Origin of the sequence: Hamadaea sp. NPDC051192, assembly GCF_040682475.1 — a bacterium.
Classification (GTDB): domain Bacteria; phylum Actinomycetota; class Actinomycetes; order Mycobacteriales; family Micromonosporaceae; genus Hamadaea; species Hamadaea flava.
Genome location: NZ_JBFBAZ010000016.1, coordinates 58556 through 80079, shown reverse-complemented (window position 1 = coordinate 80079; position 21524 = coordinate 58556). Strand labels below are relative to the sequence as shown.

At 70.7% G+C, this 21524-nt stretch carries 20 protein-coding genes; 7 read left to right on the top strand and 13 right to left on the bottom strand.

Translation table 11 applies throughout. From position 1 onward, the window contains the following. Positions 1-124: 124 nt before the first annotated feature. The 4 genes from AB0M47_RS09925 to AB0M47_RS09910 all read right to left on the bottom strand — a co-directional run bounded on the left by AB0M47_RS09925 (position 125) and on the right by AB0M47_RS09910 (position 4436). The gene (locus AB0M47_RS09925; protein ID WP_363411296.1) at positions 125-1606 is read right to left on the bottom strand and encodes a DUF222 domain-containing protein; all 1482 of its coding nucleotides are present in this window, start codon (positions 1604-1606) and stop codon (positions 125-127) included. Positions 1607-1838: 232 nt separating this feature from the next. Then, the gene (locus tag AB0M47_RS09920) at positions 1839-2765 is read right to left on the bottom strand and encodes a hypothetical protein (RefSeq protein ID WP_363411294.1); all 927 of its coding nucleotides are present in this window, start codon (positions 2763-2765) and stop codon (positions 1839-1841) included. A 91-nt stretch (positions 2766-2856) separates the two neighbouring features. Next, positions 2857-3597: an ABC transporter permease gene (locus AB0M47_RS09915; RefSeq protein WP_363411292.1), complete on the bottom strand. Its 741-nt coding sequence runs from the start codon at positions 3595-3597 to the stop codon at positions 2857-2859. Further along, positions 3594-4436 carry an ABC transporter ATP-binding protein gene (locus AB0M47_RS09910; protein WP_363411290.1) on the bottom strand — a complete coding sequence of 281 codons (843 nt, stop codon included), beginning with the start codon at positions 4434-4436 and terminating at the stop codon, positions 3594-3596. The genes AB0M47_RS09915 and AB0M47_RS09910 overlap by 4 nt, the downstream gene beginning before the upstream one ends. Before the next feature lie 48 nt (positions 4437-4484). Between AB0M47_RS09910 and AB0M47_RS09905 the strand changes: the two genes are divergently transcribed. After that, entirely contained in the window at positions 4485-5111 is a 627-nt protein-coding gene (locus tag AB0M47_RS09905; protein ID WP_363411288.1) for a TetR family transcriptional regulator, read from the top strand. Positions 5112-5120: 9 nt separating this feature from the next. Here the strand turns inward: AB0M47_RS09905 and AB0M47_RS09900 are convergent, their stop codons facing one another. After that, entirely contained in the window at positions 5121-5789 is a 669-nt protein-coding gene (locus AB0M47_RS09900; RefSeq protein ID WP_363411286.1) for an O-methyltransferase, read from the bottom strand. Positions 5790-5990: 201 nt separating this feature from the next. Continuing rightward, entirely contained in the window at positions 5991-6818 is an 828-nt protein-coding gene (locus AB0M47_RS09895) for an alpha/beta fold hydrolase (protein WP_363411284.1), read from the bottom strand. Positions 6819-6935: 117 nt separating this feature from the next. Between AB0M47_RS09895 and AB0M47_RS09890 the strand changes: the two genes are divergently transcribed. Beyond that, the gene (locus AB0M47_RS09890) at positions 6936-7745 is read left to right on the top strand and encodes an MOSC N-terminal beta barrel domain-containing protein (protein ID WP_363411282.1); all 810 of its coding nucleotides are present in this window, start codon (positions 6936-6938) and stop codon (positions 7743-7745) included. Here the strand turns inward: AB0M47_RS09890 and AB0M47_RS09885 are convergent. The 3 genes from AB0M47_RS09885 to AB0M47_RS09875 all read right to left on the bottom strand — a co-directional run bounded on the left by AB0M47_RS09885 (position 7727) and on the right by AB0M47_RS09875 (position 9304). Beyond that, positions 7727-8422, bottom strand: a complete 696-nt coding sequence (locus AB0M47_RS09885; protein ID WP_363411280.1) for an HAD-IA family hydrolase — start codon at positions 8420-8422, stop codon at positions 7727-7729. The two genes, AB0M47_RS09890 and AB0M47_RS09885, sit on opposite strands and share 19 nt — an antisense overlap. Then, positions 8419-8661 (bottom strand): hypothetical protein, encoded by a 243-nt coding sequence (locus AB0M47_RS09880; RefSeq protein ID WP_363411278.1) that lies wholly within the window; start codon positions 8659-8661, stop codon positions 8419-8421. The genes AB0M47_RS09885 and AB0M47_RS09880 overlap by 4 nt, the downstream gene beginning before the upstream one ends. A gap of 112 nt (positions 8662-8773) precedes the next feature. Continuing rightward, entirely contained in the window at positions 8774-9304 is a 531-nt protein-coding gene (locus AB0M47_RS09875; RefSeq protein WP_363411275.1) for a class I SAM-dependent methyltransferase, read from the bottom strand. A 133-nt stretch (positions 9305-9437) separates the two neighbouring features. On the opposite strand from AB0M47_RS09875, the gene AB0M47_RS09870 reads away from it, so the two are divergent. Next, on the top strand, positions 9438-10469 hold the full coding sequence (locus tag AB0M47_RS09870; protein ID WP_363411272.1) for a DJ-1/PfpI family protein: 1032 nt from the start codon (positions 9438-9440) through the stop codon (positions 10467-10469). Next, a complete protein-coding gene (locus AB0M47_RS09865; RefSeq protein WP_363411269.1) occupies positions 10466-11029 on the top strand; it encodes a hypothetical protein in 564 nt (187 codons plus the stop codon). The genes AB0M47_RS09870 and AB0M47_RS09865 overlap by 4 nt, the downstream gene beginning before the upstream one ends. A 206-nt stretch (positions 11030-11235) precedes the next feature. Here AB0M47_RS09865 and AB0M47_RS09860 read toward each other — a convergent pair whose 3' ends face one another. From AB0M47_RS09860 to AB0M47_RS09845, 4 genes are all read right to left on the bottom strand, one after another. After that, on the bottom strand, positions 11236-13329 hold the full coding sequence (locus AB0M47_RS09860; RefSeq protein WP_363411266.1) for a trehalase family glycosidase: 2094 nt from the start codon (positions 13327-13329) through the stop codon (positions 11236-11238). Next, positions 13326-15104 (bottom strand): beta-L-arabinofuranosidase domain-containing protein, encoded by a 1779-nt coding sequence (locus AB0M47_RS09855; RefSeq protein ID WP_363411263.1) that lies wholly within the window; start codon positions 15102-15104, stop codon positions 13326-13328. Before AB0M47_RS09855 ends, AB0M47_RS09860 begins: the two co-directional genes overlap by 4 nt. 20 nt (positions 15105-15124) lie before the next feature. Next, positions 15125-17287 carry an exo-alpha-sialidase gene (locus tag AB0M47_RS09850; RefSeq protein ID WP_363411260.1) on the bottom strand — a complete coding sequence of 721 codons (2163 nt, stop codon included), beginning with the start codon at positions 17285-17287 and terminating at the stop codon, positions 15125-15127. Positions 17288-17450: 163 nt separating this feature from the next. Then, a complete protein-coding gene (locus AB0M47_RS09845; protein WP_363411257.1) occupies positions 17451-18413 on the bottom strand; it encodes a dihydrodipicolinate synthase family protein in 963 nt (320 codons plus the stop codon). 199 nt (positions 18414-18612) lie between these two features. Here AB0M47_RS09845 and AB0M47_RS09840 point away from each other — a divergent pair, with 199 nt between their 5' ends. Genes AB0M47_RS09840 through AB0M47_RS09830 form a run of 3 tightly spaced genes read left to right on the top strand, consistent with a single transcriptional unit; the run spans position 18613 to position 21523 of the window. Continuing rightward, entirely contained in the window at positions 18613-19716 is a 1104-nt protein-coding gene (locus tag AB0M47_RS09840) for a LacI family DNA-binding transcriptional regulator (RefSeq protein WP_363411254.1), read from the top strand. After that, entirely contained in the window at positions 19713-20642 is a 930-nt protein-coding gene (locus AB0M47_RS09835; RefSeq protein ID WP_363411251.1) for an ABC transporter permease, read from the top strand. The genes AB0M47_RS09840 and AB0M47_RS09835 overlap by 4 nt, the downstream gene beginning before the upstream one ends. Then, positions 20639-21523 carry an ABC transporter permease gene (locus AB0M47_RS09830; protein WP_363411248.1) on the top strand — a complete coding sequence of 295 codons (885 nt, stop codon included), beginning with the start codon at positions 20639-20641 and terminating at the stop codon, positions 21521-21523. The genes AB0M47_RS09835 and AB0M47_RS09830 overlap by 4 nt, the downstream gene beginning before the upstream one ends. Position 21524: the final 1 nt, after the last annotated feature.

Here is a 21524-nt window from a genome sequence, read left to right as displayed (position 1 = left end):
TTCCCGCAAGCGACGGCGAGGTAAGTCCCCACCAGTCTCTCACAATGCCGCAATGCGAATGCCCCTTGTGACCAGTGCTTGTCACAAGGTCCCGCCTATCTCGCTCCGCTGTGGCCAGCGCGGTTCAGCATCTGCGGTGGAGGGTGTTGCGGACTGGTCTTCGTTGTGGGTCGACGAAGGTCGGTGGGAGGAATTCGGGGAAGCCGTCGGGTCTCATGCGGGCTTCCCAGTGCCCGTGGTGGATTTCGCGATGGTGAAAGCCACAGAGCAGGACGCTGTTGGCGAGGCAGGTATCTCCGCCGTCTGCCCATGATCGGATGTGATGTCCGTGGCACCACTGTGGTGGCCGGTCGCAGCCGGGGAAGGCGCATCCCTTGTCCCGCAACACGAGTGCGCGGCGGAGCGGTCCGTCGATGAGGCGCCGGGCGCGGCCGACGTCGAGTACTTGGCCGTCGCCGCCGAGCACCGCAGGGATGATCATCGCGTCGCAGGCGAGCCGTCGCACAGCTTCTGGGGTGAGCAGGTCGCCGGTGTCGAGCAAGCCCGCGCCGACCTTGGCTTGGAGGGCGGCCCACGGCAGGGTGACCGTCAGGTGCGGCTTCTCGCCGCCGTTGTCCGGCAGCTCACCGCCGTTCATGATCCGCTGGCACACCTCGACCAGCGCATCAGCCCTGCGGGCTCCGGCAGACCGCAGGTCCGGTTCACCCGGCAACACCCGGGCCGTAATGCGACCGCCATCTGCCGCGTCAGCACCACGTCCCGCGCCCGCGCAGCTCGCATCCGCACACGCGCCCGTGCCGTCCGCGGCTGTGCCGCCTGCCATGGTGAAGCCGCCTGTTGTGTCCGCGCCCGCACCGCCCGGCGCGTTGAAGCCGCCTGCTGCGTCGGGAGCGTCAGCGAGCCCGGCCGCAGCGGCGGCGGTAGGTGCAGGCTTGCGCGGCCCGGACAGCGGATCCAACGCGGTCCGCACGATCGCAGCCATCTCCGAATCCAGGATGCCACGTACTCGATATTCGCCCTCTCCATAGGGGATGAGGGTGAAGTCACGGCGGTCGTAGGCCGACCGCTCGGCGCGTTCCAGATCGCGGCGCAGCCGCTCCTCGGCGATCTCGGGTGCGACCAGTTCCAGGATCTGCGACCGGTGATTCTCCAGCGTCTCGGGCCGCAGTCGGTCGTCCGCAGCCAGCTTCGTCAGAACGTCAGCGGCTTTGGCCTTGCCGACCTCACCCACCGCCGAGGGCAGATCGTGCACCGTCTTCGTGATCACCCGCGCCTGCTCAACGTTGATCTGTCCGGCGGCGAGCGCCTGCTCCACGCCAGGCGTTTCAGGTAGCAGCTTGGCCAGCTTCGTCCACGCCACGGCATCCCGGTGCCGCATGGACAGGAGGTAGGTCAGCCAGTTCGCCGTGCCGGTCGCACCCGCGTCGTAGGGAATCTCGCGACTGTCCGCGGTGCCGATCAACGTCAGCAGCCGCCCGGACAACTGCTGGATCGCCACATGAACCCGGCGGACCTCGTCGGTGATCTCGGCGTCCGAAAGTGTCCACAGGGGACCGGCCGCCAACTCGGCGACATCCGCCTCCACCTGCGCCAACACCCCGCCCATGGATCAACATTAGAACAAAGGTATGACACCTTCCAGGGGGTCAAGGTCACGAAAATGTGCCACGATCCACGGCCGCTCGATCCACAAGCGACAGACGCCGTAGCGCGCCTACATCTGCGATTTCGGGCAGAAGGCGCGGGCGCACACGCAGAAGGCACGGGCGCAGAAGGCTCGGGGCAGAAGGCGCAGGCGCAGAAGGCGCAGGCGCAGAACGCTCGGGCCGTCAGCAAGCTCAGGAAGTGGTGGGAATCCGCTCGTGGCGTTCGATCAGGAGCCGGATGCCGTCCGATTCGAGGGCGAGCAGGCTCGGCACGATCTCGCCGGCGGCGTACGGGGAGTCGAGGACGGCGTGCTGGAGGAAGTCCACCCAACCGGAGTCCTGCCTGGTCACCAGCAGGGTGTCGGGGTCGGGGAGGGCCACGAGCAGGTGGTCGCCGCCGAGTGAGCGGCTCATCTGTTCGTGGAAGTCGGGCAGAGCCAGCGCGGACGAAGCGAACGAGCCTTCGCGGCGCAGTGTCAGGAACACGCCCAGTTCGGGGCGGTCGCGGTCTTCGCCGACGTCGACGCGCAGGCCCGCGACGAGCGCGCCGTACGCCGTCGCGAGCACTTCTTCGAAGGGCTGCGTACCGAGTTTGGCGTGGGTCAGGTGGTTCATGCCGATGCGGCCTTGCGGGGTGAGGGCGACCGCCGCGACGGTCACGTGCAGGCGGCCCGGGACGACGTCGCGATGGGGGAGGTGCTGGAGGAGGTCGATCGTCGGCGACGACCAGCTCCACAGGACCGGGAGGAGTTGGCCGTTGTCGGCGACGTGCTCCATGTTGTCCACGGCCTGCGCCGCCGCGTGCTGGCGTTCGGCCTGCTCCATGGTCTGCCGGACGTCGGCGTACGCCGCCTCCCAGCCGCCGGGTCCGGGCCGGTCGAAGCTGTAGGTGACCGCCGCGCGGGGGAAGGTGCGACCGATGAACTCCTCGTCCACCGCGGACGGCTGCCACTCCGAGTAGATGCGGCTGACCTCGGCCGCGGCCCGGCGCTCGACCGGAACCGCGAACCAGGCCTGTTGTACGCAGTCGTCGGCCTGGGTCGGCCCGCTCGAGATGAACGGCTCGGGGTAGCCGGGGATCTCGAAGACCACCATGTTGGTCGTGGGGTCGGTGTTCACGCGTCCTCCTTGGGCAAGCGCGTCCTCCCAATGACGCAAGATCGTCAGGGACGGTACCACTGTCCGGCAAGACCGCACGCGGGCGGACTGATCACAGTAGACGGTTGCGGCCCCAGCCTCGGGCCATCCGCCACGCGGCGAACGCGCCGAGCACCGCGGCCACGGCGAGCAGCACTCCCGCGTCGCGGAGGGTCGCGGTCGCGTCGCCGGTCAGGGCGGCGGTCAGCGCGTGCAGCGCCCAGTATCCCGGCGACGCGGGAGCGGCGGCCCGCAGCCACGCCGGCATCAGCGCCAGGGGCACCATCGCGCCGCCGAGCACGGTGAAGAACATCCCGCCGAGGTCGTTCACCGCGCTCAGCTCGCTCTGGCTGCGTACCACTGTGGCGAGCGCGGCCCCCGCGCACAGCAAGGTCACCGCCCAGCTCACGCCCGCGACCAGCAGGAGGTCTGGTCGCGGCACGCGCAGCCCCAGGAAGATCATCGAGTACGCGATGAGGGCGCCCTGTTGCGCGAGGAGCACGGTGCCGAGCGGAACGGCCTTGCCGACCAGGATCTGCGCGGGGCGGGCAGGGGTGGCGCGGAGCCGGTCGAGCGTGTGCCAGGAGCGTTCGGTGAGGATGCCCCCGGCGATGATGTTGAGCCCGAGCAGCGAGAACAGCACGAGCATGCCGGTGACCGCCTGGGTGAGCCCGGCGGACCCGAGGGCGGCCGCGTAGAGCGGGCGCAGCGCGGTGATCAGCACCAGCGGCATGCCGACGCGGCTGAGGGCCGGGCCGGGCTCGGCGCGCAGCAGGGCGAAGTTGTGCCGGATCAGGACGGTCGCGGCGCTCATCGGGTCACCGCCAGACTGTGGTAGAGATCGTCGAGGGTGGCCGGGCGGATGTCCACTGCCGACGGCCGTACGCCCGCCGCGAGCAGCCGGGCCAGTTCGGCGGTCGGATCGGGCGTGGTGATCTGGTCGACGCCGCCGTCGGGCCGGGTGATGTCGAGATGGCCGGGCAGCCCGGCCAGCAGGCTCTCCTGGTCGCCTCGGGCGATCACGCGACCGGCCGAGCACAGGGCGAGCGTCGCGCCGAGGTCGACCAGTTCGGGCAGGTAGTGCGTGGTGTAGCAGACGGCGGTCCCGGTCGCCGCGACCTCTTTGATCAGGTCGAGCAGGGCGGCACGCGTTTCGGGGTCGGCCCCGACGGTCGGCTCGTCGAGCAGGAGCAGCCGGGGACGGTGGAGTAACGCGGTCGCGGCCTGGGCTCGGCGGCGCTGGCCGCCCGACAGCAGCCCGACCGGCCGGTCGAGACAGTCGGTGAGCAGCAGGCGTTCGGCCGTCTGCGTGATCGCCTCGCGCAGGGATCGTCCGCGCAGCCCGGCGAGTCCGCCGAACAGGCGCAGGTTCTGCCGCAGGGTCGCCGGCAGGTAGAGCGCCAGCTCCTGGGGAGCCAGCCCGATGCGGTCGCGAGCCTGAGCGGGTGTCCGGCCGTCGACGGTGACCACGCCCGAGTCGGGGCGGATGAGTCCGGTGACGATCTCGACGAAGGTCGTCTTGCCGGCGCCGTTGTGGCCGATCAGCCCGCAGATCTCGCCGGGTGCGATCGAGAGGGTGAAGCCGTCCAGGGCGCGGCGTTCGCCGTACCGCTTGATCAGGTCTTGCGCCGAGAGCATCGCCGCCGAGAGCATCGGAGCGCCTCCTTTGTGATCTACGTTGTATAGATCTACACTGTAGAGGTGCCTGACGACGATCGCAAGCGACGGATTCTGGACGCCGCGCTGGAGCTGGCCGACGAGCGCGGCCTGGCCGGTGTGACCATGCGCGCCCTGGCGCAGAAGCTCGGAGTCACCGCGATGGCGCTCTATCCGCACATCGGGGACAAGGAGGGCCTGTTCGACGGGCTGGTCGATCGGATGCTCGCCGAGATGCTGCCCGCCGTGCCCACCGGCGGCGCCGCCGAGGAGCGACTGCTGGCCGTCGGCCGCGCCGCGCGCGAGCTGTCGCGGCGGCACCCCTCGGCGTACGCGTTGCTGCTGGCTCGCCCGGCGGTCACGCCCGACGCCGTGCGCCTGGTCGACGCGATCTACGGCGCGCTACTGGATCTGGGCGTACCTGATTCTGAGGTGCCGCGCGTCGAACGGCTCATCACGACCTTCGCCCTCGGGTACGCCGCCAGCGAGGCCAGCGGCCGGTTCTCGGCGGGCACGATCAATCCTCGGGGGAGGCGGGCGCAGTTCCCGGCCGACGAGGTGTCCGCCCATCGGCGGCTGAGCGAGGTGCTCGATCGGATGCCGGACTGGGACGCCGAATACGAGGCCGATCTGCAGGACCTGCTGTTGATGGTGCGAGCGCGCTGGTCCTAACGGGCTGCGTCAGTCCGTGACCATCGCCAGGACGAAGCCGTCGTGGCCTTTGACGCCGACGGTCTGCACGGCAGTGGCCGTGAGCCGGGGCTCGGCGGCGATCAGCTCGGTGAAGCGGCGTACGCCGACGACTCGGGGATCGTCCTCGGTCGGGTCGGTGACGGCGCCTTCGCGGACGACGTTGTCGCCGATGATGACGCTGCCCGGCCGGGTGAGCCGCAGCGACCAGGCCAGGTAGTCCGGATTGGACGGCTTGTCGGCGTCGATGAACACGAGGTCGAACGGGCCGGCGCCCTCGGCCTCCAACTGGGGCAGCGTGTCCAGCGCCTTGCCGACCCGGATGTCCACGAGGTGCCCGACGCCCGCCCGCGCGACATTGGCTCCGGCGATGGTGGCGGCGTGTTCGTCGACCTCCAGCGTCACCAGGCGGCCGTCCGCCGGCAGGGCGCGGGCCAGCCAGATGGTGCTGTAGCCGCCCAGCGTGCCGATTTCGAGGATCGTCCGCGCGCCCCGGATACGGGCGATCAGGTTCAGCAGCTTGCCCTGGTTGGGCGCGACCTGCAGGGCGCTGAGTCCCGCCGCGTCGCTGTCCTCGACGGCTGCGGTCAGCGCGGAGTCCTCTTTCACCAGCAGATCCGCGAAGTAGCCGTCGACCGCCGTCCAGGTGCTCTGCGTCATGCGGGTTCCTCTCGGAGACTGAGCAGCGTGAGCGACGTTACCACCGGTGGCCGCCGATCAGGCTCAGCAAACCCCGTGTTCCGGGAAACTGCTGTTTTCGGGACACTGCCGCTTTTCGGGTAACCGCGCGGCTTTTCGGGAAACTGCGGCGGCCCGCTGCCGGACGGGCAGCGGGCCGTGCGCGTACGCGAGAACCGGGGCTCAGTTCTTCTCCTCGTCCAGGAAGTCGACCGCGACCGTGGCGAACAGCGGCGAGAGGAACATGTTGTAGTGCGTCAGGCCGGGCAGGATGGCCAGCGCGTGCCCGCCCGCCGGACGGCCCTCGGCCATCCAGCCGCCGTCGCGGTGCCCGCCGTCCAGCAGCCCGAAGACCTCGACGTAGTGGCTCGGGGGAGCCATGTCCGCGTCGGCGGCGACCACGAGGGTCGGGACCTGCATCGCGCGTACCTCGTCGCTGAAGTCGAAGTCCTTCGCCATCGCCGCGCCGATCTTGTCGAGCAGCTGGGGGAAGTCCTCCGGGCGCGGCGCCACCCGCTGGTACAGCTGGTACATCGGGGTGTCCTTCATGAACTCGGCCGCCGCCGCGCCGACCTGCTGCTGCTGGCCGAGCATCTCGGCGTAGATGGCGCTGCGCTTGATGTTCGCCGACGCCGTGACCAGGCGGCCGATCTTCTCGGGGTGACGGAAGCCGATGTGCCACGCCACGCCGCCGCCCAGCGAGTAGCCCACCACGTCGGGCCGGTCCAGCCCCAGGTGGTCGATCAGCGCGGCGATGTCGTCGGCCATCAGCGCGACGTCGATCGGCCGGTCGACGTCGGCGGTCCGGCCATGCCCTTGCAGGTCGACCAGGATCACCTGGTGGTGGTCGGCGAAGAGGGAGACGACCGGCCCGAACATCTCGCCGGACCCGAGCCCGCCGTGCAGCAGGATCAGCGGGCGGCCCTCGCCGTACGTCTCGTAGTACAGGTTGATCCCGTTGACCTCGGCGTACTGGCCGTTGCCCGCGGTGTCGTTGCTCCAGCTCGTCATGATCGGCTCCTTGAGGATTGCTTCAACGTCATCTGACACCACGTATGACGGTCGTCGCCGGCGAAAGTCATCGGTCCCGGCAGAAGTTTTTGAAAACCTCGCGATAGGTTGATCGACATGGTGGGTTCGGTCGCGCAGTTGTGGCGTTATCCGGTGAAGTCGATGCTGGGCGAACAGGTCGCCGAGGCCGACGTGACCGAGCGCGGCATGCTGGGGGACCGGCGCTGGGCGGTCCTCGACAAGGAGACCGGGAAGATCGCGAGCGCCAAGACCCCACGGCTGTGGCGGGCGCTGCTCAGCTGCCGGGCGACCGCCGGGCCGGACGGAGCGGTCGTCCTCGGCCCGGACGGCAGGTCGCTGGCCGACGACGGGCTCACCGAACTACTCGGCCGGCCGGTGACGCTGGCCGACACGCCGCCGCCCGGGGCATCACTCGATCGGTCCAAGCCGGATCAGGTGCTGGCGCGGGGACTCGACGCCGAAGTGGAGGCCGACGTCGTCCAGTTCGGCTCGGCCGCGCCTGAGGGCACGTTCTTCGACTTCGCGCCCCTCCACCTCATCACCACCTCGACGCTGCGCAGCGTCGCCGCGCTCAGTCCGCGTACTGCGATCGAGGTCGAGCGCTATCGGCCCAATCTGGTCATCGAGACAGCCGAATCCGGCTTTCCGGAGCACGCCTGGGTGGGCGCCGAACTGCGGATCGGCGACGGGCTCGTGCTCCGCGTCATCGCGTCCACGCCACGGTGCGCCATTCCGACGCTCGCTCACGGCGAATTGCCCCGCGACACGTACGCGTTGCGCGTACTCGCTGAGCACAACCGGGTGCCGGCGCTGCCGGGACTGAACCCCGAACCCTGTGCCGGGGTGTACGCGCAGGTGGTGACGCCGGGCCGGCTGCGGCCGGGCGATCACGTCGCGATGGGGTGAAGCTCCAGGTCGGCGACGGCCGTCACCACGTCCGGGAAAGCCGGCACGTACGCGTCGACGGCGCGACCGGCGAAGTCGGCGCGGTCCCGGACGCCACTTTGCAGGCAGGCGATGAAGCGCAGACCCGCACCGAGCGAGGCGTCGGCGTCGCCGGGTGAGTCCCCGACGTAGACGCACGCCGACGGCGGGAGACCGGTCTGGGCGAGGAACTCGTCGAACGCGCGTGGATCGGGTTTGCCGAAGCTGGTGTTGTCGGCGTGGAAGACGCCCCGCACCCGGCCCGCCAGCGCGTGATCGGGGGCGAGCAGGTGCCGCATCTCCTCCTCGGTACGGGAGGTGAGCACGTAGACGGCGCGACCGGCGGCAGCGAGGTCGTCCAGCGCCCGCAGATTCTCGGGCACGATCGCGTCGAGCAGCCCGTCGGCGACATAGCGGCCGAGCACCGGCGGGTACGCGGCCACGAACCGGGCGAGGTCGACGCCGGGCGACCGGATCGGCAGCGCGGTGAGTAACGGCTGACCCCAGGTGGCCCGGTGGACGGACCGCTCGATCGGGGTGGCGCCGATGAGTTCGAGGACCTCGTTCTCCAGCGCGAAACAGGCTGCCTCGGTGAGACAGAGGGTGTCGTCGACGTCGATGATTACTGCTCGGATCTCGCCATTGTGCACGTGCGTCATCGTTTCAGATCGACGAGGGCACCGGACCGCTCGACAGTGCGCGTACGCCGATGGGCGGCGCGCGGACGAGCGAGGAGGACCAACGCCACCAGTGGGATCACCAGCATCGACTCGGCGAGCAGCACGGTGCCGAGCGTGACAAGCGTCCAGCCCAGCGCCCGCACCAGGGCCACGGCGATGCCGATGCCGCCGGCCGTTCCGACGAAGATGCCGTACCACGCTGGCAGCTGCCGAATCACAACGTCCCTCCCCAGGTCGCGGGAAGATCCTTTCAGATCGGACACCGTGAGGCCAGGGCCACTGTACGTAGTTGAGTAGTCCATGACCCAGGGAGCGATCCCGGGACCCTGATCACGATCTGACGGGGCGAGCCGTGAGACAGACCAGCGCCGAGCGGTGCGTGGCACCGTAAACCGTGGTGACGTCGAAGCGTTGTTCGGTCAGGAACCCCGCCACGCGCTCGGCGATCGCCTGCGCGCGCCCGATCGCCGGCGGCTCGTAGGTCAGGAACATCGCCCCGGACGGCTTGAGCAGCCGCCGGATGATGTCGAGGTCGCTCGCCGACGACCGGACCCAGAACAGGTTGACGTTGACCGCGAAGACCTTGTCGAACCGTCGCCTCGGCAGGTCCGCCGCGTCCAGCGGAGCCGTCTGGAACGCCGCACGACCGGCCGCGACATGCTCGGCGTTGCGCTGTTCGGCGTACTTCACCATGGTCAGCGACCGGTCGATCGCCGTGATCTTTCCACTGCGCAACCGGTCGCACACCAGCGACACGGCCGCCCCCCGACCACACCCGATCTCCAGGAGCCGGTCGCCGGGGCGTACGCCCATGGTGTCCACAGTCCAGCGAACCCGTTCCGGAATAGCACCCACCGCCATCCCTCTGTCTTACCAAACGGACGCTCAGGCGGTGATCGGCCCCGGCTGGCTGTGGCCGCGGACGCTTTCACGGGCCGGCGCGAATAGTCCGGCGGACCACACCGGCGCTTGTGGCTGCGCATATGGTGGGGTGATGCCGGAGCGCGTGATCCTGGTCGTCGGCTACGACGGCGCCGAGCTGCTCGACATCGCCTGCGTCACGTCCAGCCTGGACATCGCCAACCGGATCGGCGCGAGCCCGCCGTACCGGAGTGTGCTGGCGACCCCGGGCGGGCAGCCGATCACCTGCGACTCCGGCCTGCAACTCGCCGCTCAGGCCACCCTGGAGCAGGTCCGGGGGCCGGTCGACACGCTGCTGGTCAGCGGCGGCCTCGGGCACCGCGACGCGGCCGAGAATCCGGTGCTGGTCGGCCACGTACGCCGCCTCGCCGCACTGTCCCGCCGAGTGGCCTCGGTCTGCACCGGCGCCACCGTGCTCGCCGAGGCGGGCCTGCTCACCAACAAGCGCGTCACCACGCACTGGATGTACGCCGAGCAGCTCGCCCGGAACTATCCGGAGATCATCGTCGACCCCGATCCGATCTACGTCCGCGACGGCGACGTGGCCACCTCCGGCGGCGTCACCAGCGCGCTCGACCTGACCCTGGCGTTCGTCGAGGACGACCACGGGATGGCGCTCGCCCGTGGAGTCGCGCTCGGCGTGGTGGCGTACCTGCAACGGCCGGGCGCGCAGGCGCAGCTGAGCATGTTCCTGACCCGCCGCGACGGCGACGACCTGGTGGTACGCCGGACGACCAGCCACATCGTCAGCAACCTCGCCGACGACCTGACGGCGGGTGCGCTCGCCAAGCTGGCGGGGGTGAGTGAACGGCACCTGTCCCGGCTGTTCCTCACCTACGTCCGGGAGACCCCGGCGCAATACGTACGCCGCGCGCGTACCGAAGCGGCGGCGCACCTGCTCGCCTCGACCGGGATGCCGCTGCCCGCCATCGCCCGGCGCTGCGGATTCGGCAGTACGGAGACGATGCGGCAGGCGTTCGTGACGCACTACGGGGTGCCGCCGTCGGCGTACCGCAGGAATCCTGTCGGGCCGCCCACGGAATCGGACCCTCCGGTTCCAGCGCCCGGCTACGCGGTCGCCGGTGCGGCACGATCGGGATCGTGACTCGCATCCTGGATCGCTGGCCCTCGGCGCTCGGCCTGGTCTCCATCGCCGGCGCGGTGGCCGTCCTCGTCCTCAGCTCCCGCGACGAGCTGCCGTTCGGCCCGGCCGACCTGTTCGGCCCGGCCATCGCCACGATGGCGGGGATCTACCTGATGGCGTACGCCCTCGGCAAGCCGTGGACCGCCTGGCTCGCCTTCGTGGTGCTGAGCGTCGCGGTCAGCGTCTTCCACGTTCTCTACCTGCGTACGGGTGCGCCGAACCCGGCCGTCGGGATGGCCGCCGTCCTCGTCGTGCTGTGGATCTGGGTGGTGGCCGCCCGGCGACAGCTCTCGCTGCAGACCGCGGGCATGGTCTTCTTCGGCACGCTCAGCCTGCTCTGCGCCGCGGTGGAACCGCCGCTGGCGGTGGCCTTCGCCGGACTCGGCTTCCTGTTCCACGGGGCTTGGGACGCTTACCACTTCAAGGTGGACCGTGTGGTGAACCGACCGTGGTCCGAATACTGCGGGGTAGTGGACCTGGGGGTCGGGGTCGCGCTGCTGGTGGCCGCCGCCAACGGGTGACCGCCCGCGCGTTCGCGCGCGTTCGCCCCGCGCGTTGCTGGCCCGCATGCCGCTGGCCCGCGCGCTCGCCGCGTTGCCGCGCCCTCGTGAGCATCGGTGGCCATCGATCGCCGGAACGCTGCGTACCTAACACGAGCCGGGTTAGGTACACAGCGTTCCAGTAGTCGGGGACTTCCGCGCCGCAGGGGGAACGAAAGCGGGAAGCGTCAGGCAGCGAGGGTCACGAGCGTCCCAGGGGAGGGGACGACCACCTCGACGGTCCGGTCGTCGCCGACCGAGACGGTCGACGCGGGCGACGAGCCGACCTGAACCCGAACGGTGTCGCCGGCCGACGTGGGGACCCCGAGTCGCACGGGACCGTCCGACGACACGACCGCCGACACGTCGGTGGAGCTACGCGAGTAGTCCGACACCACCGTGGCGGGAGACGCGTCGACCAAGACGAGCGAGCCCAGCTCCACCCGCAGCCGGTCGTCGGCGTACAGGCTGAGCCGGCCTTCGCGCAGGTTCAGGTTCGTCAGCGTCGCCACGCGCCCGGGGTGGGCGAAGCGCCAGCCGCCGGGCCGGGCGTCGGCCATCTGCTGCATCGCCAGGTACGCCAGCAGGTTGCCCCAGCTGAGTAGGAAGTCCGACCGCGCCTCGAACGGGTGGATGTCCTCGTCCGGGCTGGAGAAGTAGTTCTCGTGGACGTGGCTGTGCTCCTCCCACTCCACGCGGAACATGCCGAGCAGTTCGTCGGTGATCTGCGCGACCTGCTCGTAGAGCCCGTAGCGGCGTAGCCCCTCGACGGTGAGGAAGGCGACCGGCCCCCAGACTCGCCCGCGCATGTAGTGCCGGTTGTAGCCGGGGTCGCTGCGCGAGACGCTGGGCAGCGGCGGCGAGCCGCCGAGCAGCTTCGGCGTGAGCAGGGTCTCTACCGAGCGCCGCGCCCGTTCCGGGGTGGACGCTCCGGCCAGCAGCGGGTACAGCATGCTCGGCGCGAGGTGGATGTCGAACGAGCCGTCGGCACGCAGGTTCCGGTAGTGGCCGGCGTCCTCGTCCCAGAACCGCTCCTCCAGGGCCGTCCGCGTGACCGCCAGCTCGTCGAGCAGCCGGGTCGCGTCCTCCGTGTGGCCGAGCCGCGACGCGATGGCGGCCAGGGCTTCGCCGTCGGCGGCGTGCAACGCGTTGAGCGCCACGTCGGTCAGGTCCATCGTGTGCGTCTTCGGGTCGTACTGGATCTCGTCGAACATGGGGGAGTCGTCCATGCCCGACTCGCGGCGGGTACTGTCCACAGTGGCCGACTTCGGGTCGCTCGTCGGGTCCGAACCCCAGGTGAGCAGGCCCAGGGGGCCTACCCGATCCTGGGTCCACCAGTCGTGCCAGCCGAGCAACCGGTCGTACGCGTCGCTGAGCAGGGTCGCGTCGCGGGTCTCGTCGGACAACCCGGTGCTCAGATACGACTTGAACACCGTGTACGCCCCGACAGGCGGCTGCGATCGGTCGTCGGTACGCCCGCGCTCGTCGGAGACGCGGTTGGGCACCATGCCCCGGTCGGTGGCCTGCTCCAGCATCTGGTCGTAGATGCCCCGGGCGTAGTCGTGATCGATCCACGTCGCGGTGAGTCCACAGAAGAACGTGTCCCAGCCGTGCAGCGCCCAGGTGCCGTAGAACCCGCGGCGGCCCGCGTGCACGAAGTCCCGCGAGGTCGGCGTGATCACCCGGGCCAGGTCGGTCCGGATCACGGTGTTCCAGGTGAGCGCGCGCTGGTAGCCCTCGGCCGACCGGCCCAGCCAGCCGGAGCTGCCGATCGCCCGCGACTCGGCGGCGGTCCGGGCCGCGTCGAAGTCCACCTCGGGGACCGCCACGCCGACCGGCGCCCAGGTGAACGTCCCGCCCGCGCCCGGCAGTGTGACGACGCCGTCGCCGGCCTCCGAGCCCTCCGGCAGCGTCGACTGCCACCGACTGAGGTCGACCGGTGCCGCCTCGGGCAGCTTGTCCACGATGAGCCGCACCCGGGTGCCGTCGGGCGTACCGGGGAGCAGCTCGGCGAGTCCGGCCAGGACGTTCGCCGCCGGGTTGGTGAAGACCAGGCGCAGCAGCGCTTCCCCGGCCCGGACGGTGACCTCGGCGTACTCGCCGTCGACGGTGTGGTGGCCCAGCCGCTCCAGGCCCACACGCCAGGTGAAGCCGTCGGTCACGGTGCCGTCGGGCGCCACGATCGCGGCGCGGACGCGCAGGCCGGACGGCAGATGCGCGGCCGCCGTGTGGTATTGCGTGTCCCAGGTGTTCCAGTCTTGGGGGACGGGATGTTGCGTCATCGGTGGTTCTCCAGGGTCGGTAGCCAGATCCGCATCGCGTGCGGGCCGCGATTGGCCCACGCGTAATACGGGATGAGCGTCAGGTCCGCGCTGCGCAGCACGGTCACACCGCTGAGCAGGTCGGGCCGGGGTTCGGGATGGATCGGCGCGGCCGGGTCGAGCCGCAGGTCCTCGATGACCGCGTCCGGGTGCTCCGGCTGCTCCACCGCGTACACGAGCGGTCCGCGGGCCACCGCGACGCAGCCTCGCGTCGCGTCCACCCGCTGGTCGGCGACGATCAGGCGCGGCGTCAGGTCCAGCTCCAGCACCACCTGGTCGCCCGGCCGGAACACGCGCGAGGTCCGCGCGTACTCACCCGCTGCGGCGCGCTCACCGTCCACAGTGGCTTCACTCCACTGTGGTACGCGTAAAGCAAGCTCGACGGGGTGCGCCGGGGCCTCCCGGACGGTCACGACGACGCGGCCGTCCCACGGGTACGCGGTCCGCACGTCGACCGCGAAGTCCCCGGTTCGCAGCGTGCCTTCGGCGTACTGGTGGATTTGTAGCCCGTCTACAGTTCCCGTCGCGACGTACGCGGGCAGGCTCGCGAGCGTACGCATGATGTTGGGCGGGCAGCACGCGCAGTTGAACCAGGGCCGCCGCCCGTTGGACGGGGAGCGCTGGACGTCCGGTCGTGCCCCGGTACGCCGGTGCAACGTGTTGACGTAGAAGTACTCCGCCTCGGTCAGCGACACTGCCGGCAGCACGGCGTTGTAGAGGATGCGTTCCAGCTGATCGGCGTACGTCGCCTCGCCGGTGGCCAGCAGCAGCCGCCAGGCCCACTGGAGCATGCCGATCGCCGCGCACGTCTCGGCGTACGCCCGGTCGGGCGGCAGCTCGTAGTCGTCGCCGAACGCCTCACCGTCCCATCGCGACCCGACACCGCCGGTGACATGCTGTTTCCGGGCGGCCGTCGCGTCGAACAACCGGCGTACGGCGTCGAACAGCTCGGCGTCGCCGGTCTCGATCGCGACGTCGGTCGCGCCGAGCGCGAAGTACACCGCCCGGACGGCGTGACCCTCCAGGTTGGCCGCCGCCCGGATCGGCACCCGGTCGGCGTAGTGCGCGGGGTCGGCGTAGTGCGACGGGTCGAAGCCGGGCTTGGTGGCCCGGCCGTGCCCGCGCGCGTCGACGAAGTACGCCGCCAGGTCGAGATATCGCCGTTCGCCGGTCTCCCGGTACAGCTCGACCAGGGCGGTCTCCACGCCGGGATGCCCCTCCAGTTCGCTGCGCTTGCCGGGGCCGAAGGTGTCGGCGAGGTGGTCGGCGAAGCGTACGGCGACGTCGAGCAGCGTGTCGTCACCCGTGGCGCGGGCCGCCGCGACGGCGGCCTGGAATAGGTGCCCCGCGTTGTACAGCTCGTGGCTCATCCAGAGTTGGGTGTAGCGCGGTTCGCCCCGCAGCCGCAGGACGGAGTTGAGGTAACCGTCGCCGTCTTGGGCCGCCGCCACCGTCGCGGTCAGCTCGCTCAGGTGGCCCCGCAGCGCCGGGTCGGGGCTGCGGGCGTACTCCCAGGCGGCGGCCTCCATCCACTTGAAGACGTCGGAGTCCCAGAAGACCGCGCCGCGCGCCGTACCGGTCTGTTCGCCGGCGGCGACCTGGAGGTTGCCGATGTTGCCCGCCTCGATCAGGCGCTGCCGGCCGACCGGGATCGCCGCCTGGTTGGCAGCGATCCGGTCGGCCCAGAACCCGCCGGTGATCCGGCTGTCCGGCAGGCCCAAGGGGTGTAACGCCACCCCCGACCTCGGAGCTGTGATCACTGAGCCGACCCCGAGGCCGGTTGCCGCCGGAACCGTACGCCGTCAGCGATCACCACGCCGTCGGCCGCGTCGGTCAGCTCCACATAGCCGTCAAGCCCGGCCCGGAACGGGAAGGTGCCCAGCGACACCCATTCACCCATGCGGACGTCGGCGACGCCGTGCAGCTTCTGGTTGACCGTGACGGTGGAGGTGCCCTCCGCGTGATGCACCGTGTAGGGCGCGTTACCGGCCCGGTTCGGGTCGGCGGCGTACGAGATGAGCACCTCGTAGCGGTCGTCCCCGGGGAGCGCTGGCAGCCAGCGGGCGCTGTTGGCCCCGGTGCCCTTGGCGTGGGTGAGGTAGTTGAAGCCGTAGTAGCCGAAGACGCCGCGGCTGCTCGGCCAGGTGCCGGTGACCGCGAAGCCGAGGCCGCCGTTGTCGACGGCGTAGTCCTCGCGGAGGTCGGCCGGGTGCGGCGCGGTGACGAGGCTGAGCTGGTCGAGCGAGACGGTCGTGCCGCCCCCACGGCCGGGACCGGCCAGGGTGAAGCGGATCGTGTGCCGCCCTGGCCGCAACCTGCCCGTACGCAGCAGCGCGGTGTCGTAGCCCTCGCCCCGGTAGGACGTGAGATCCAGTGTGGACGTACGCGGTGCCTCGCCGTCGACGGTGACGGTGATCAGCCCGCCGTCGGCGGATCGGAAGTAGCGCAGCCAGAGTTCATAGTCGCCGCCCGGCGCGGCGGTGAACGGGTACTCGACGTAGTCGCCGGTAGCGGCCGGAGTCCACACCGCGCGGGCGCCGTCCCGGGCGGTCGCTTCCGCCAGCACCGTGAGCGTGCCGCCGGAGACCGTCGCCTGCTGGGCCGTCTTCCCGAGATCCTGTGTACGCGTCTCGTCGACGCCGGGTCCGGTCGCGAGGCTGTCCCGGCCCTGGGTGAGCCATTCGAGGTTGAAGCGGGCCAGCGCCACCCGGCGCGGGCTGCCGTCGAGGTCGCCGTCGCAGCCGTAGAGCAGCACGATCGTGCCGTCGGACAGCCGTGCGAGGTCCGAGTAGAACGCCCGGATCGGGCTGAGCGAGCGGCTGTACCGGAACGACTGGCCCTCGTCGTAGCTGACCGCGACGGTCATGTTCCAGCGCATCGGCGAGTCCGGGAAGCTGAACAGCATCCGGTCGGGCTCGGCGGGGCCGTGCTGGCCGCGACGGGGTCCGCCGGTGTAGCGGATCAGGCTCGTGTCGCAGCCGTTGAACAGCCCGGCGTTGAAGTCCATCCGGGGCTTTGACCAGGTCACACCGCCATCCTCGCTGACGGCGACGGCCCGCGGCCAGTCGTTGCCGGACCCGGGCCGGGTGTTCATGACGACCGCGCCGTCGGACCGCTGCACCAGCCGGGCTTCGCCCGCTACCGGCAGCCCGGCCTCCATCGGGATCTCCCCGCCGGCCAGCCAGGTACGCCCATGGTCGTCGCTGTAGATCGTCGACGCGCCGTAGTTCCGGTCAGCTGTGGGTACGCCGGTGATGACCGTGCGATGCGAGCAGGACAGGATGAGCCGGCCGGAGTCGAGCTGGATGCCGTGCCCCGGACCCGGGCCGTGCATCGCCCAGTTGTAGGGGAAGTGGTCGAACAGCCCGGCCAGGCTCCGGCGCTCGCTCCAGGTCTGGCCCCCGTCGGTGCTGGACACCACATAGACCGTGCTGGAGTCGGCCGAGCAGCTCGTGTTCTCGGGCAGCTGCTCGCACAGGTTGTGGAAGAGGAAGACCTCGCCGGTGATCTTGTCCACGACGAACGTCGGGTTGGCCCAGATCTGACCGTCGACCGACTGCTCGACGACCTGGGTCGGGCTCCAGGTCTGACCGCCGTCGACGCTGCGCCGGACGAGGATGTCGTGCGGTCCGGCGTCACAGGTCTCGTGGCGGCCCTCGGTGCAGGCCAGGATCGTGTCGTCGGGCAGGACGGCCAAGGCGTGCACGTGGTAGCTGGACAACCCGTCGACGGTGTTGTCCCACAGCGTGGTCTCGGTGAAGAACGGCTCCTGCGGCTCGCCGAGCCGGGTGGTGCTCTCAGCGGTCAGATTCTCAGCGGTGGGGTTCTCAGCAGTGGCTGGGGAGGTGGGCAGGGCGAGCGCGGAGGCGCCGGCGACGGCGCCGAGGGTGAACGCTCGCCGGCTGATCCGGTGGGACATGCGGCTCTCCTTGACTGTCTGTCTTTCGGAGGGGGACGGTCTGTCTTTCGGAGCAGGACGGTTCTTCCGGGGCTGAGTAGTCTTCGAGGTGCTGGGCAGTCTCTGCGGTGCTGGGCAGTCTTCGAGGTGCTGGGCAGTCTTTGCGGTGGTGGGTGAGCCCGGGTCAGGCGCGGCGCAGCACGTCGCTCAGGTCGTCGAGCGCGGTACGCAGCGCGGCGAGTTCGTCGTCGGTGCACGGCAGGAACGGCTCGGCGGCCGTCGCCGGGCACAGCCCGAGCAGGTGCAACGCGGTCTTCATGATCACGACGCCGCTGGCGCCGGGGCGGATGGCGAAGAGGGCGGCCAGCCGGTTCACGTCCTGCTGGAGCGCGGTCGCGGTGGCGTCGTCGCCACTGCTGCCGGCGCGGAACAGGTCGACGCACAGGGCGGGGGCGAGCATGCCGACCCCGGGCACGGTGCCGGCCGCGCCGAGGCGCAGGGCGACGTCGAGTTGCCGTTCGATGCCCTGGGCGACGCCGAATCCGGGCCGCTTCCCGGCCAGCTCGCAGAACTGGCCGAATTGCGCGGTATCACCGGAGTTGTCCTTCAAGCCGACGATCCCCGGCTCGTCGAGCAGGCGGCGTACGAGGCTGACCGGGACGGGGTTGCCCGTGTAGGCGGGGCTGTTGTAGACGACGACCGGGCGGTCCAGCGCGGCCGCCGCCTGGAAGTGCGCCAGCAGCTCCCGTTCGGTGTGCTTGAAGTAGAACGGGGCCAGCACCACGACCGCGTCGAGGTCGACGCCGTCCAGCGCCTCGATGCGCTGCCGGGTCTCCCGGGTGCCGGGGCCGGTCGCGGCCACCATGACCGTCGCGGCCTCGCCGACGAGCGCCCGCCAGCGGGCGGTCACCTCGGTCGCGTACCGGCGGACGCCGTCGCCGGGCAGCAACGGGCCCTCGCCGTTCGTCCCGGCCAGCAGCAGCGACGTCACGCCGCCCTCGGCCAGGTACGCCAGCAGCGGCTCGACGGCTTCGGCATCCGGCCGCCCTTGGGTGTCCAGCGCGGTGACCAACGGAATGACCGTGCCGCTGACCAGCGGTTTTACCGAGCCGTCGGTGGTCGGGTGGCTGTTTTGCCTGGTAGACATGGGACCTCCTGAGCGAGTGCTTCCGGACGGTACCGGCGATCTTTGCCGGGCGCCAGACGCTAATGGGTATTAGTATTTCGCCTTCGCTCTTCGGGATCGCGTTCTGGATCACCCCTTGACATCCAGTCGTAGCCGGTGTGAAACTTTGCGACCACCGAACACCCCCAGTTAGTAGGGCGCATTAGCAGGGAGGCACACAGTGTCCCGAAGCCCCGTGCCACGCGGACCGGCGCGACGGCCTACCCAGGCCGACATCGCACGCCTGGCCGGCGTCAGCCAGGCGACGGTCTCGCTCGTGCTGAACGAGCGGGAGTCCGAGGTACGCATCAGCCCGGCGACCCGGGACCGGGTGCTGGCCGCCATGCGCGAGTGGGGTTACGTCGCGAACCCCTCGGCCCGCTCGCTGGCCGGCGGGCGCAACCGGATCCTCGGCGTGCACACGTTCGAGCCGGTGTTCCCGACCAACAGCGTGGACTTCTACTTCCCGTTCCTCGTCGGCATCGAGCAGGAGGCCGCCGACCTCGGTCACGACCTGCTGCTGTTCACCAGCGCGGGCGGCCAGCGGCAGATCTTCCGCGACGGGTCCAGCCGGCTGTCGCTGGCCGACGGCGCGTTGCTGCTCGGCCGCAACCCCAACGTCGAGGAGATCGAGCGGCTGCGCGACTCCGGCTACCCCTTCGTCTACATCGGACATCGTGAGGTGTCCGGCCCGCCGATCCCGTACGTCGCCGCCGACTACGCCACCGCCACCCAGCAGCTCACCGAGCGGCTGTTCGGGCTGGGCCACCGGCGCGTCGCGTACGCCCGGATCGGCGACGGCGACGCCCAGCCCAGCCGCGATCGGGAGAAGGGCTTCCGCCGGGCGGCGTCCCCGGACGGGCGACGGCGGCTGACCGGTCCGGTGTGGACGCTCGAATCCGGCGAGGACGTGCCCGGCCTGCTCGCCGAGATCCGCCACGGCGGCATCACCGCCATCGTGGCCGAGCAGCAGGTCCTGGCCGAGCGGATCCTCGCGTACGCCCAGGAACAGAACCTGTCGATCCCCGGTGACCTGAGCATGGTCGTCCTCGGCGACTCGGCCGGGGCGCCGCAGACCGGCACCGACTGGACCGGACTCATCGTGCCCCGGGAGCAGATGGGCCGGCAGGCCACCCGCCTGCTCGTCCAGCTGCTCGAAGACCCGGATCTGCTGGACGACCCCGGTTCGGCGGACGCGGCGGCGCCCGGTGACGGGGCGCCGCACGAGAGCGTCGAATGCCAGCTCGCCGACGGCTCGACGGTCGGGCCGGTGACGCAGTCATGATGCGGCTCATCGTCAAGCGCATGCTCATCGGCGTCTTCGTGATGTGGGGCGCGGCCTCGCTCATCTTCCTCATCGTCCGGGTCGCGCCCGGCGATCCGGCCAGCATCATGCTCGGCCCGGACGCCGGCAGCGACCAGGTCGCGGAGCTGACCGCCCGGCTCGGCCTCGACAAGCCCCTGTACGCCCAATACCTGAGCTACCTCGGCGACGTCGTCCGGCTGAACTTCGGCGACTCCTACCGCCTCGGCACCGCCGCGATGCCGACGGTGTTCGAACGGCTGCCCGCCACGGCCGAGCTGATGCTCGCCTCCACCGCGATCGCCGTCATCGTCGGGCTGACCCTCGGCCTGCTCGCCGGAGCGCGGCCCGGCTCGATGGCCGACCGGATCGTCTCGGCGGTGTCGATCGCGCTGCAGTCGTTCCCCACGTTCTGGGTCGGCATCATGCTCATCCTGATCTTCGCCCAGGCGCTGCGGCTGCTGCCCAGCGCCGGGGCGGGCAGTCCGCTCCATCTGATCCTCCCGGCGGTCACGCTGGCGCTGCCGTTCACCGCGGTGGTCGCCCGGCTGACCCGGACCAACGTCGCCGAGACGATGCGGGAGGCGTACATCCAGACGGCGCGGTCCAAGGGGCTGTCCGAACGGCAGGTGCTGCTCGGCCACGCCCTGCGTAACTCGCTCATCCCCGTCGTCACCGTGGTCGGCCTGCACATGGGCGGCCTCATGGGCGGCGCGGTCGTGGTCGAGAACGTCTTCGCCTGGCCCGGCGCGGGGTCGCTGGTCGTCGACGCGGTGTCCAACCGCGACTACGGCCTGGTCCAGGCGGCCACCTTCCTCATCGCCGGGATCGTCATGCTCTTCAACCTGATCACCGACCTGGTCTACTCCCAGCTCGACCCGCGCATCCGCCTGGACGGTGGGGCATGACCGCGGTGCTCGAGAAGACTCCGGAGACCTCGGCCGCCGTACGCCGGCGACGTCCCCGGCGCCGCTGGACGCGGTGGGTCCCGTACACGATCCTGGCGATCTACGCCCTGGTCGGCGGGGTCGGCCCGCTGCTGATCGACTACAACCCGGTGTACGTGTCGCTGCCCGATCGGCTGCTCAAGCCGGGGTCGCACGTGTCGACCGGCGGGATCGCCTGGCTGGGCACCGACGGCACCGGCCGGGACGTCCTGGCGCAGGTCGTCTACGGCGCGCGTACCTCGGTGCTCATCGGGATCGCGACCGTCGTCGTCTCCTGCGTCGTCGGCGTCGCGATCGGCACCGTCGCCGGATACTTCCGGGGCTGGCTGGACACGATCCTCGCCCGGGGCATCGACATCCTGCTGGCGTTCCCGGCGATCCTGCTCACCATCGTCATCGCGGGCGCCTTCGAGCGCAGCGTGCTCGTCGTGGTGGTCGCGTTGTCGGCGACCGCGTGGATCTCGTTCGCCCGGGTCACCCGGGGAGTCGCGCTGACCATCCGCGAACGGGCCTGGGTCGACGCCGCCCGCGTGCTCGGCGTACGCCCCCTGGCGATCCTGTGGCGGCACATCGTGCCGTTCACCGCCGGACCCGTCGTCGCCCTCGCGACCCTCGAATTCGCCCTCGTCGTCCTGGCCGAGGCCGGGCTGAGCTTCCTCGGCATCGGCCTGCCCAACTCGGCCGTGTCGTGGGGCCAGATCATCGCCAACGGCAAGCAGTACCTGGCGACCGCCTGGTGGATCTCCGCGATCCCCGGCATCGCGCTGTCCCTGCTGATCATCACCATCGGGATCCTCGGGGACCAGCTCACCGCCCGCTACGGACGCGGGCACGTCCGATGAA